Source organism: Streptococcus sp. 29896, from assembly GCF_032594915.1.
Taxonomy (GTDB): Bacteria; Bacillota; Bacilli; order Lactobacillales; family Streptococcaceae; genus Streptococcus; species Streptococcus suivaginalis.
In genome coordinates, this window is record NZ_CP118733.1 from 521132 (window position 1) to 534062 (window position 12931).

The following is a 12931-nucleotide window of genomic DNA, read 5'->3' on the forward strand; positions in this document are numbered from 1 at the left end:
GAGGTTTTTTACATATTTGGAAAGTTTGTTCAAAAACATGCGAAAACACTTGTAAAAAGTATATACATATATTGAATTTATTGTCAGGATTTAGTATAGTATGATTGAGAGAATTCTACACATTTTTACAAATGAGGAGGAACAAATGAGTCAACATTCCAAATATCTATTTGATAAACGCTATCGTTTTTCGATTCGGCGGCTAGCAGTTGGTGTCGCTTCTGTTGCGATTGGTTGTAGTCTCTTTGGTGGTCAGTCAGTTTTTGCAGAGACAGGCCTTGAGGGAGAAAATACAATCAGCAATCAATTATCTCCTGAGGAGGCTTCAGAAGAGTTGAAAGTGGACGAGGTTGCTGAAGAAGTCGATGAAGTAGGAACCGACAGTTCCCCAGTAGCAAATCTGGAAGGAGAAACTGGAGATGTTGCTGAAGGAACTGAAACCGTAGAATCAGAGGTGCCTGTTTTGTCCGCAGACACAAGGGTTGGTTCAGACAATTTGGCAAGTAACTCCGAAGTTGAGCGGATGGAGTTTGCTCCTGCGGCCCAGCCTGCTGCGGTTAGTCCTTCTCCGACCACAGAACTGCCTAGTCATCAAGCGGACGCTAGTTTTTCAAAACCAGCTACTGCAGTTGGTGCCATCACAGGATTGACTTTTGATAATGGTGTCGCGACCATTCGCTATCAAACAGGTGAGCAAGCCCAGGTCAGCCTCTATAACGACCATGTTTTCCGTTATTATATTGACAAAACAGGGGATTTCCAAGAGCATCCAGCACCTAGTCGCGAAGACCGACCTGCGACCATTACGGTGAAATCCTTGGAAGCTTATCGTCAAGACTATCAGCAGGTTGGTCGGTTGTTGGAGGAGGAGCATCGCTATATTCTTGAAACAGAAAAAATCTGGATTTTCTTTGATAAGGCGACTGCCCGCATGTCTGTTTTTGACCGCCTTGCCAACAAATATGTCACTAAGGAAGTTTTGCCAGTCCAAATCACCCCGACTCAAACCAGTCAAGTGCTGAGCCAGGATGAAAATGAGTTCTTCTTCGGTGGAGGAATGCAAAATGGTCGCTTCAGTCACAAGGGCCAAAAGATAAACATTGTAAACGAAAACAACTGGGTTGATGGCGGGGTAACTTCACCAAGTCCATTCTACTGGTCCACAAATGGCTACGGTGTTTTACGTAACACCTTCCAACGTGGTTTCTATGATTTTGGAACGGAACAGTCAGACCAGGTTGAGGCCAAGCACCTTGAAGGGCGCTTTGATGCCTATTTCTTCATCAATAGCAGTCCAACTGCCATTATCAAAGACTACCAGGAATTGACAGGAGCACCAGTTGTTTTGCCTGAATATGCTCTTTACCTGGGACACTTAAATGCCTACAACCGAGATTACTGGGTGGAAGTCGCTGAAGGAACACGTGGCGCTATTAAACTAGGCGACAAGTGGTATCGTGAATACCAGCCACAACATTTGCCAGAAGCCGATCGGGCAAATGCAGTCAAGGAAACCTTAAATGGTGAGGGAAACAGTTATCTATTCTCAGCAAAAGCTGTTATCGATCGCTATGAAGAGCAGAATATGCCGCTTGCCTGGTTCCTGCCAAACGATGGCTATGGTGCAGGTTATGGCCAAACAGATAGTCTGGATGGCAATATTGCCAATTTGAAAAAATTTGTGGACTATGCCAAATCAAAAGGCATTCAAGTAGGACTGTGGACCCAGTCAGATCTTGTTGATACCAATCCAAGCAAGGAAGTTGTTCTTCATCGGGATATTGACAAAGAAGTGATTGAGGCAGGAATTCGGGCCATTAAGACCGACGTTGCCTGGGTTGGTCCTGGTTATTCCTTTGGCTTGAACGGGATTGACGAAGGTGCCAAACGTATTACCCAGGGAAGTGGCGCTGAGCAGGCTCGTCCATTTATCGTCACCTTGGATGGTTGGGGGGGTACTCAGCGGAGTGCGGCCATTTGGAGTGGTGACCAGTCTGGTGGGGAATGGGAGTACATTCGTTTCCACATTCCGACCTATATTGGCTTAGGCTTGTCAGGAAATCCAAACATTGGTTCGGATATGGATGGAATATTTGGTGGTGCAGATCCGATTATCAATGCCCGTGATTACCAATGGAAAATATTCACCTCCATCTTGATGAACATGGATGGCTGGGGTGCGAAACCAAAAACACCATTCTCTTTTGATGATCGAACAACCGATATTAACCGTATCTCCCTCAAACAAAAATCAACCCTCATGCCTTATGCTTATTCCTTGGGTCACGAGGCGAGGGAAACAGGGAAGCCAATCGTGCGTGCTATGTTTATAGAATTCCCTGACGAGGTCATCAACTATGGCAAGGATGTTCAGTATCAGTATATGTATGGGGCGAACTTATTAGTAGCACCTGTTTATAAGAATACAGCCATGCAGGCAAATGGCGATGACATCCGCAATAATATCTACCTACCAGGTGGAGAGGACCAGGAGTGGATTGACTGGTATTCTGGTCAAAAATACAAGGGAGGTCAGGTCTTAAATGGCTTTGCTGCTCCGCTTTGGAAGGCTCCTGTGTTTGTCCGAAATGGAGCCATCATCCCGATGACTGATGCCAACAATCATCCAGGAGAAATTGACCGGACCAAACGTGTGATTCAATTCTATCCGCATGGGGATTCCAGCTTTACCCTCTATGAAGATGATGGTAAGAGCGTTGGTTACCAGGCGGGTCAATTGGCTAAAACAGTGATTAGCAGTCAAGCTGGTGATTCCAATGAAAAAGGCAGAGCAGTCTTGACGATTGGGGCAACAGAAGGCAGTTTCCCAGGATTTATCAAGGAAAAAACAACAGAGCTTCATGTCAATGTTTCAGAAGATGTAGATGCTGTGACTGTTCGCGTGGGCAATCAAGATGTGACCCTGAGACGAGTAAACAGCTTAGAAGAATACGAGGCAGGTAGCGATGTATTCTACTATCATGCCAACCCATTGATGGCAACTTACAATCCAAAGAGTGCAGACATTCAAAATCTTCGGGTGGAAATGAATGACCTCTTGAAGATTAAGTTGGCAGCTCGAGACGTTACCCAGGCAGCAGTTGTTGTTACGATTGACGGCTTTGTTCATCAAAATCCAGTTGCTGAAGTGCCAGCAGATCTACAAGTTCCAACGATTCCAACAGGACTTGCTGCACCAGAGGAAGGGATTTCGGCAAGCTCGATCCGCCTTCAATGGACAGGGGTAGAGGGTGCAAGTTCTTATGATATTTTGCGAGATGGAACTCTCTTTACAGGTATTACTGGTACCAACTTTACCTTTGATGATTTCGCTTATGGCAGTGAACATAGTTTCAAAATCCGTGCCGTTAATGCCAAAGGAGCATCAGATTGGTCCCAAGAATTGCGCGTAGCAACCAATGAAGATCCGTGGAGCGATGCTATCGAAGGCATACAGGCAACTACCAACATCACACCTCAGAGTGGTCAGGGCTTGGATAAATTATTTGATAAGCAAGTTGGTCACCAATTCCACAGTCAATGGGGTGAAGCAGTATCCTTCCCAGCGACCATTAACATGGACCTTGGTGGAACCTATGAAGTGGACCGTATTGAATACTACCCACGCAATGATAATGGTGCAAATGGTCGGATAACGAAAGCCTACTTTGAAGTCAGTGAAGACGGTGTAAACTGGACTACAGATGAATATTACTCTGTTTGGGCAAATGACAATAAGACCAAAACCTATAAATTTGCAGTTCCGCGCGTGCGCTATGTTCGGATGCATATTGCAGAGGGGGTAAATAGCTTTGTATCAGGTGAGGAATTACTGGTCTTCAAAAAACCAGGCAGCCGCATGTTGATACCAGGTGATATTAGTAATGACGGACGAATTTCAGACGATGATAAGACCTCCTTCTTGAACTATACTGGCTTGCGGACGGAAGACAATGACTTTGGCTATATCAGTCATGCAGACTCTAATAAAAATGGTCTGATTGATGCCTACGATATTAGTGTGGCCGCAGTTCAGTTAGAGGGTGGTGTCGCGACACCGTCTCAAAGCAACCCTGCAGGTCGGACTTATCTAACGGCCGACAAACTAAATTTGACAGCTGGTCAAACCACTACCATCCGTTTGATGGCTGCAGACTTGGAAGCTGTCAACGCCTTGACGAGCACTGTGATGATCGATGGCAGTCAGTTTGAAGTAGTCGGTCAAGTAACAGCCAACCAAACCTTTACCAAAGAAGCTGAAAACTTCTCCTATGTCCGTACTCGTGGCAACCAGTCCAACATTGTCTTTAGCTTTGTTAACTTTGGTGACAAGCCACAATTGACAGGAAGTGGAGAAATTGGCCGCATTACCCTCAAAGCCTTGAAAGATGGTCCACTTAATCTGACCATGCAAGATGGTATTTTAGTCAGCAATGGTCTTCGAACAAAGGAAATTTCAGATTCAGCAATTCGTCAGGCGGTGAATTTCACAGCTGTACCAACAGTACCGGGTTCGGTTCAAGCCAACCGCATAACAAGTGGTAGTGCGACCCTGACTTGGACTGGAGACAAGCAGGCCTTTGAATACCTGATTGAGCAGGAGACAGCAGATGGCTTTGTTCCAGTTGGGCAGACAGACCAGACTAACTGGACTGTTTACAATTTGGCGCCAGAAAGTACCTATCGATTCCGTGTGAAGGCTAAAAATAGCTTGGGGACATCTGAAGCTTCTGAAGTAGTAAGTCTTGTGACTCCTGCCAAAGATGCGACAAGAAAAGTTCCGATTGTTCTAGCGACCACTCCAATTGCGGACCAAGCAGGAACAGAATTGACCTATTTCATCGATGGAAACGATACGACGCTTTACCATAGTTCTTGGGCGAATCGTCAGGCGGTTCCTAGTCACATTGTTCTTGATTTGGGCCAAGTAAAAGATATCGATCACATCCTCTATCGACCTCGCAACAATGCCGGAAATGGTACGATTACTAGTGTAAAATTGTCCATCAGTCATGACGGAGAAGAGTGGGAGGAAGTAACGGCGCCGATTGCTTGGGCAGTCAATAATACGGAAAAAGTGGCTCTTCTTCCAGAAGGAAGCAAGGCTCGATTCATCAAGGTTCATTGGTTAGCAAGTGTTGGTGGCTTTGTATCTGGAAAAGAGATTGCGGTATATGGCCCAGCTGCTTCTCCAATTCAACCAGAAGTACCTGTTCAGCCAGACCAACCAACTGATCCAGAATCCCCTGTTCAACCAGACCAACCTACTGATCCAGAAGTACCTGTTCAGCCAGATCAACCAATTGATCCAGAAGTACCTGTTCAACCAGACCAACCAACTGATCCAGAGCAACCTATCGAAGAATTGGTGACCGCAGTTCCTGATACTGCTCCAACAGCAGAGGCTTTACCATTGGGACATATTTCCATCAATGGAGACGGATTGCTGACGCCAGAAAAACCATTGGGTCATCTCACGCTTCATGGCTCAGGTCTCTGGACGGCAGAAAAACCACTTGGTAGTTTGCCAGATAAAGGGGAGAAAGAGACGATTGTTACTGCCTCTCAAACACCAACAAAATCGGAAGGTCAAGCACTTCCGAAAACAGGGCAAGCTGATTCGGTAGTTTCAACCTTAGCAAGTCTTGGGTTCCTTGGTTTGACAGGCTTGTGCTTAGCTAAGAAGCGAAAAGAGCAGTGATACAAAAGTGCTGTCAATGGAAGTTTTTTCCTAACTGTGCTATACTCGAAAAAAAGGAGGTAGCAAATGGCAAGTAAAAAAATGTTACACGCTTGTTTGCGTGTGGAAAATCTCGAAGCATCTCAACGCTTCTATGAAGAAGGTTTTGGTTTCAAGGAAACTCGCCGAAAGGACTATCCAGACCATCAATTTACCTTGGTGTATCTGGCACTTGAAGGGGATTCATTTGAAATTGAACTGACCTACAACTACGGTCATGGACCATATACAGTTGGTGACGGCTTCTCACACCTGGCTCTCTCATCAGATGATTTGGAAGGAGACAACCAAAAACACAAGGACTTGGGCTATCCAACGACAGACATCAAGGGATTACCAGGCAGCCCTGGACGCTATTATTTCGTAACGGATCCAGATGGCTACCGTGTCGAGGTTATCCGTGCAGACTAGCAGAAAACCTACTCAGATGAGTAGGTTTTTTGTAAAGAAATTGCGGAAAAGTATCTGAAAAAAGGTAGCTATTTTCCAAAAAATATCGAATCTTGGTTGAGGCCTCCTAATATATTTGATAGAATAGTAGTGAAGATTTGTACAAGAATGAGGTGAGTAGGATGAGAAAAACAGTTATTTTAGCAGTGGTTAATGTTATTTTGTTAGCTTGTATAGTTGTTTTAGGTTTTAAAACCTATCAACTTTATCAGTACCGAACATGGGATCAATTTATTCAACAGCAAGAAAGTCAGCTGAAAAAACAGGCTGCCACCTATGTTCAAAAAGGAAAGGTTGGTACTACAGTTGTATCGGCGGCCATTCCTAAAAATGAAGCTGGGCAGCCTTTGGAAACAGTGAGAACAAAAATAGAAGCCTATGTCCAAGGGAAATTGGGCAAGCAAGCTGGAAAGAAAGGAATTTCAGACTACATAGAAGTCCGTTCTAAGAGTCAAGCTTCTGAATTTTCAACTGTAACTAAGCATGAGATTCTTTCCAATCGCTACCAGATGAAGGGGACTAAAATCAGTTCAAAACAAGTTGAAGAGGTCGGTCAGGTTTTATTGACAGCCCAAGCAGATCCTTTTGATTTGTCTGATTTGGTAACGGATATGGGAACGCTCCGTCCCCAATTTGAGGGGGTCCTGTCAGCAAGCTTGGACCAGCTCGGAGTTGATGCTACAGAAAAAACAAATATACTACAGGCATTTCAGACTGCTGACCTCACCCAGTTTACACTTTCTTACTCAGATAGCCAGATTTTCTTACTACTACCAAAAGAAACCTATTTGGTCGAGCAGATTGGGCTACCGATTGCTAGCTTTTTCCCTGTGGTCAATAGTCAGTATTTGTCGAGTCAGGATCAGGCTAGTTATCAGACTTATCTAGCAGAAGAAGAGGCTAAAAAATACCGCAACATGATTGCTTTAACCTTTGATGATGGACCAAATCCAGCCACAACACCGCTAGTTTTAGATATCTTGAAAAAATACCAGGTCAAGGCAACCTTCTTTGTCTTAGGAAAGTCTGTCGCAGGAAATGAAGCAATTCTGCAAAGAATGGTAGCAGAAGGGCATGAGATTGCCAACCATTCTTGGAGTCATCCAAACTTGACGAAACTTTCTGCTACAGATGTAGCAGCAGAAATCCAGCAAACACAATCAGCTATCGAAGCAGCTGTTGGCTTTAAGCCTAGCTTGATGCGACCGCCTTATGGTGCAATCAATGCAACAACCATGTCTTCTATTCAGATGCCGATTATCAACTGGTCGATTGATTCTAAGGATTGGCAGTCACGGAATGCTACAAGCATTTTAAAAGAAGTTCAGGCACAAGCCCATCCAGGCGGTGTGCTCTTGTTGCATGATATCCACCAATCAACAGTCGCTTCCCTAGATGGAGTCTTATCTTACTTGCTAAGCAAGGGGTATACGATTGGAACTGCAAGCCAGGTTTTAGGAGATCAGCTAAGCAGCCAACGTATCTATTATTCAAAAGATAATTCTCTCGTAGCACAATAAAATAAGAGGCTAGTTTTACTAGCCTCTTATTTTTTAAATAATTGTTGGTTTTTTAATTCAACTTCTTGGACCGAAGCAAATTTTTTCAGTTGTTGAAGTTCATAGTTGCTCGTGACCATGGTGATGACCATACCGTCTTTACCCATTCGGCCGGTTCGTCCAGCTCGGTGGGTGTAGCTAGCCTTATCAAAAGGAATGTCATAGTTTATGACACATTCTAAGTTTTCGATGTCAATCCCACGTGCTACCAAGTCAGTTGCTAAGAGGAGATGCAATTGCCCTTGTTTGAAACGCTCCAAGATAACTTTGCGGAATTTCACATTGACATCTGATGCCAAGGAAATGACATTGGCTTGATGGAATTGGAGCCGCTCTTCACTGGCACCCAAGTCTGACAGTTGATTAAAGAAGGTTAAGGCACGAAAATCAGGAAGGTTTGCAAACTTACGCAATAAGTCTAGACGATCACGTTTTTCGACCATGATGTAGTAGTGGTCGATGGTAGAAGTTTCTGATTTTGTGACATCAATGGTGACGGTACCTGGCGCCAATTTACTTGGGTCAAACTTGCTGGTTGCACTCAGGTAAATGAATTGGTAGTCCTTTGGAACATAGTGGCCGATTTTCTCCACGAAATGATAATGAGAATCGCTGAATAATTCATCGAATTCATCCAAGACGATAGTTTCAACGTTCATCATTTTGATTTTTTTGAGTTTAATCAGCTCAAATATACGACCTGGTGTGCCAATCAGGATTTCAGGCCCTTTCTTTAAGCGCTCAATCTGGCGTTTTTGACTGGAACCAGATAAAAAGAGCTGACAGGTCAAGCCGAGGCTTTCTCCCCAGGTTTTACAGACATCGAACAACTGCCCCGCTAATTCTGTATTTGGTGCAAGAATGAGTAATTGTTGGGCTTTTTTAGGCTTTAGCTTTAAGAGACTAGGCCAGAGATAAGCCAAGGTTTTTCCAGAACCTGTTGGGCTAAGTGCTAAAACGTTTTTCCCTTCAGAGATTGGAGCAAAAATAGCCTCTTGAATGGGGGTAAAGTCTTGAAATTGAAGCTCTTCCATCTGAGTGGTCCAGCTTGTTGGAAAATGTGATTTCATAGTTATGAGATGGACAAAGTCCATTCCTTTCTGTGCTTAAATAGGGTCGGATGAAAAGTGAATGCCGGCTACTTGACGCATGTCATACAAGGCTTGATGGACAGCTTCAGCCCGTTGGGTCAGGCTATCAGCCAAGACTTGGTCACCCTTTTCAATGATATGGATAAAGCTAAGGCATTCTTCTAACATGTTATCGGAAGGGGCGTGAATGTCCAAGTCAATATGGCTTCCATCATGGTAGTAGAAGGTAGCCTTCTGAATATGTTGGCAGCTGTCTAGCACCAAGGTCCCCTTATCCGTGTAGATTTCATTTACAAGGGTACTAGTCAGATTTTTTCCAGCAAAGATACCCACTTGAAAGTGGCCATAGTCCAAGTACCCAAATCCATTGAGGTCAACAGTATTTGGGAGTTGCTGAGCTTGATAAGCGACCTTTTGTGCAGGACCAAAGAGGGTCACGCTAGCATACAAGGCATAGACACCTAGGTCCATCAAGGCCCCGCCAGCCATCTTTTCGGAAAAGATATTGGGTTCTGTTCCGGCTAGTAGCTCAGGCATCTTTGAGGAATACTTGGCATAAGAAAACTGAGCGCCCAAAATAGTGTGATTTCGTAAAAAGGAGCCAATGGATTCAAAGGCTGCTTCGTAGGTGTTGCGAGCAGCTTCGAGGAGGAAAACCTTGTTTTCTTTAGCAATACGAAGGAGTTCAGCAAGCTGGTCAGGATGGCAAACCATGGGCTTTTCGACGATAGCATGCTTTCCTGCCAGAAGGACAGCCTTAGCTTGCTCGTAATGCAAAGCATTTGGGCTTGCGATGTAGATGGCATCTAGATCCTGGGCTAAAAATTCCTGCCAATCTGCGAAAGCTTGTGCAGATTGAAAAGGTGCTGCAAACTCCTGGGCTCGTTCTAATTGTCTTGAAAAAACAGCAGACAATTGAAATTTTTGGGTGGAATGTGCGGTTTCTATAAACTTTTGACTGATAAATGAGCTACCAATGACACCAAATCTGATCATATTTTCTCTTTTCCTTGTGTTATTCTTTTCATTATAACATGTTTCATGTTAAAATAATATTGAAAAGAAAAGGAGATGATAATGAAGCAAAAACCCATTATTATTGGCGTAACTGGTGGTTCAGGTGGAGGAAAGACCAGTGTGTCCCGTGCCATCCTAAATAATTTCCCTGATGCTCGTATTTGTATGATTGAGCACGATTCCTATTATAAGAATCAGTCTCATTTGACCCATGAAGAAAGAATACAAACCAATTATGACCATCCGCTGGCTTTTGACACTGATTTGATGATTTATCATATCAGCGAACTTTTAGCAGGTCGAGCAGTGGACATTCCAATTTATGACTATACCCAACACACTCGTTCAGATAAGACCTATCGTCAAGAACCTCAGGATGTCTTCATCGTTGAAGGAATCTTGGTTTTAGAGGACAAGCGGTTGAGAGATTTGATGGATATCAAAATTTTTGTAGATACTGATGATGATATCCGCATTATTCGTCGTATTAAGAGAGACATGGAAGAACGTGGCCGTAGTTTGGATAGTATCATTGATCAATATACCTCGGTAGTCAAACCAATGTACCATCAATTTATTGAACCGACAAAGCGGTATGCAGATATCGTGATTCCTGAAGGGGTTTCAAATATTGTAGCCATTGACTTAATCAATACCAAGGTAGAGAGTATTCTAAGAGAGCGTGGTTAAAATGCCCAAGCAACGGATTTTACCTCATATCATTCTCGGCATCATTGCGACGTCGGAAGCAGAGGTAACTGGAAAACAAATTACTGATTATGTCCAACGTGAAATTGGCGAGTATTGGCAAGTTGCCCATAGTCAAGTCTATCCAGAACTCAAACGGATGACGGAAGATGGCTGGATTGTTTGCCATCCCGTTCCCAATAACGAGAAAGAGAAACAGTACGGAATTACTGAACTAGGATTGGAAATGTTGGAAAACTGGTTGTCAGAACCCAACCATGAATTGCCCTTACAAAAGGATATTTTCACCCTGAAGCTATTCTTTATCAAGGACAAGGATGACCAGCGCATTCCTAAACTCATCCATGCCCAAATCGACTTACTCAATAAGCATTTGGAACACCTAGAGCAGCGAAAAAACAATCTTTTTGCGAGTCCGGAAGACATGTTAAACCGCTATGGTCACTATCTCATCTTGACCAGAGCCATTGCACGAAACCGTGATCAAATCAAATGGTTGAAACAGACCTTAAAAATGAAATGAGATTCAGATTCCTGAATCTTTTTCTTTGTATTGCATTTTCTGACAATTTAGACAATACAGAAAATTCTTGACAAACTATCTTCTTTTTAGTAGAATAGACCTATTCTATCTCAGGGAGAGTGCCAATGATGTCAGCAGTCAAACAAAACTTGTTGTTGAGGGACCAGGGCTAGTGCTAACAAGCATTAGTCCTGTTTGGCTTACCAAGCGGGCACCACATCTCGCTTGGATTCCAAGTGAGATGTTTTTATTTTAGGCGTGAGAAAAGGAGTTTAGTATGCGTACCATCGAATTTTTAGATACCAGTCTTCGAGACGGCGAACAGACACCAGGTGTTCATTTTACCATCAAGGAAAAAATTGCCATCGCCAAACAACTGGAAAAATGGGGGGTATCTGCCATTGAAGCAGGATTTCCAGCAGCCAGTCCGGACTCGTTTGAGGCGGTGCAAGCTATTGCAAAAGTCTTGACCAAGACAGCTGTCTCAGGTTTGGCGCGCTCTGTTAAGTCGGATATTGATGCCTGCTATGAAGCTTTAAAAGATGCCAAATTTCCTCAAATTCATGTCTTTATCGCAACTAGCCCCATCCACCGTGAGTTTAAACTCAAAAAGTCTAAGGAGGAGATTTTGGCAGCTATCAAGGAACATGTGACCTATGCACGTTCGAAATTTGAGGTGGTCGAATTTTCACCTGAGGATGCAACGCGGACAGAATTGGGCTTTCTTTTGGAGGTAGTGCAAACAGCTGTGGATGCAGGAGCAAGCTACATCAATATTCCCGATACTGTTGGTTTCACGACACCGGAAGAGTACGGCTATATTTTTCGTTACTTGATTGAACATGTGAAATCCGACCGTGACATTCGCTTCAGTCCCCATTGCCACAATGACCTTGGGATGGCGGTTGCCAACACGCTTTCAGCCATTAAAAACGGTGCAGGTCGGATTGAAGGGACTATCAATGGTATCGGAGAGCGGGCAGGCAATGCTGCCTTGGAAGAGGTGGCAGTAGCTTTGGAAATTCGTTCTGATTTTTATGATGTCCGAAGCCCGATTCGATTGGCGGAAACGGTCAATACCTCAGAGATGGTATCACGTTTCTCAGGTCTTTCTATTCCGAAGAACAAGGCGGTTGTTGGTGGCAATGCTTTCTCACACGAATCAGGTATTCATCAAGACGGTGTCTTGAAAAATCCATTGACCTATGAAATTATTACCCCAGAGCTGGTTGGTTTTACTTCAAACTCCCTCCCCTTGGGCAAACTTTCTGGTCGCCATGCTTTTGCCAAAAAATTGGAAGAACTCCAACTGGACGTCGATGAAGCGGAACTGCAAACTCTCTTTGTCAAGTTTAAAAATCTGGCGGACAAAAAGCAGCAGATCACCAATGCGGATATTCGTGCTCTAGTAGCGGGGGTAACGGTTGAAAATGTAGATGGCTTCCATTTTGCAGACTTGAAATTGGCGTCGCATAAGGATGAAACCATTACAGCCTCTGTTATCATGGTCAACCAGGAAGAGGAAAGTGTTGAACTGGTTGCTGATGGAAAAGGGTCCGTCGAAGCGATTTTCAATGCTATTGATCAGTTTTTCAATCATGCCGTTCGTTTGGATACCTTCAATATCGATGCTATCACGGATGGCATTGATGCCCAAGCTTCGGTTAATGTTTCTGTTGAAAATATCCAAACAGATACGATTTTCAATGCCAACGGAATCGACTTTGATGTATTGAAAGCAGCTGCTAAGGCTTACATTCATGCCAATATCATGGTTCAAAAGGAAAATGAAGGCGGCTTTGTAAAAAACTTGTCTGAAAAAGACAGTCCTAGATAGGAGAAA

Annotated in this window: 8 protein-coding genes; 6 read left to right on the plus strand and 2 right to left on the minus strand. The window is 43.8% G+C overall.

Features of this window, described 5'->3' with window-relative positions:
* Window positions 1-145: 145 nt before the first annotated feature.
* The 3 genes from PXH68_RS02490 (at window position 146) to PXH68_RS02500 (ending at window position 7710) form a co-directional block, all read left to right on the plus strand.
* The gene (locus tag PXH68_RS02490; protein ID WP_248028326.1) at window positions 146-5701 is read left to right on the plus strand and encodes a discoidin domain-containing protein; all 5556 of its coding nucleotides are present in this window, start codon (window positions 146-148) and stop codon (window positions 5699-5701) included.
* 66 nt (window positions 5702-5767) lie between these two features.
* Window positions 5768-6151 carry a lactoylglutathione lyase gene (gene gloA, locus PXH68_RS02495; RefSeq protein ID WP_172043668.1) on the plus strand — a complete coding sequence of 128 codons (384 nt, stop codon included), beginning with the start codon at window positions 5768-5770 and terminating at the stop codon, window positions 6149-6151.
* A 161-nt stretch (window positions 6152-6312) separates the two neighbouring features.
* On the plus strand, window positions 6313-7710 hold the full coding sequence (locus PXH68_RS02500) for a polysaccharide deacetylase family protein (RefSeq protein WP_248028325.1): 1398 nt from the start codon (window positions 6313-6315) through the stop codon (window positions 7708-7710).
* A gap of 26 nt (window positions 7711-7736) precedes the next feature.
* On the opposite strand, the gene PXH68_RS02505 is transcribed toward PXH68_RS02500, so the two are convergent.
* Window positions 7737-8819: a DEAD/DEAH box helicase gene (locus PXH68_RS02505; RefSeq protein WP_248028324.1), complete on the minus strand. Its 1083-nt coding sequence runs from the start codon at window positions 8817-8819 to the stop codon at window positions 7737-7739.
* Window positions 8820-8855: 36 nt separating this feature from the next.
* Window positions 8856-9836 carry a Gfo/Idh/MocA family protein gene (locus tag PXH68_RS02510; protein ID WP_248028323.1) on the minus strand — a complete coding sequence of 327 codons (981 nt, stop codon included), beginning with the start codon at window positions 9834-9836 and terminating at the stop codon, window positions 8856-8858.
* Between the two features lie 81 nt (window positions 9837-9917).
* Here PXH68_RS02510 and udk point away from each other — a divergent pair, with 81 nt between their 5' ends.
* The 3 genes from udk to PXH68_RS02525 all read left to right on the plus strand — a co-directional run bounded on the left by udk (window position 9918) and on the right by PXH68_RS02525 (window position 12925).
* Window positions 9918-10547: a uridine kinase gene (gene udk / locus PXH68_RS02515; protein WP_248028322.1), complete on the plus strand. Its 630-nt coding sequence runs from the start codon at window positions 9918-9920 to the stop codon at window positions 10545-10547.
* A 1-nt stretch (window position 10548) separates the two neighbouring features.
* Window positions 10549-11088: a PadR family transcriptional regulator gene (locus PXH68_RS02520; RefSeq protein ID WP_248028321.1), complete on the plus strand. Its 540-nt coding sequence runs from the start codon at window positions 10549-10551 to the stop codon at window positions 11086-11088.
* 277 nt (window positions 11089-11365) lie between these two features.
* Window positions 11366-12925, plus strand: coding sequence for a 2-isopropylmalate synthase (locus tag PXH68_RS02525; RefSeq protein WP_248028320.1), 1560 nt, complete (start codon window positions 11366-11368; stop codon window positions 12923-12925).
* Window positions 12926-12931: the final 6 nt, after the last annotated feature.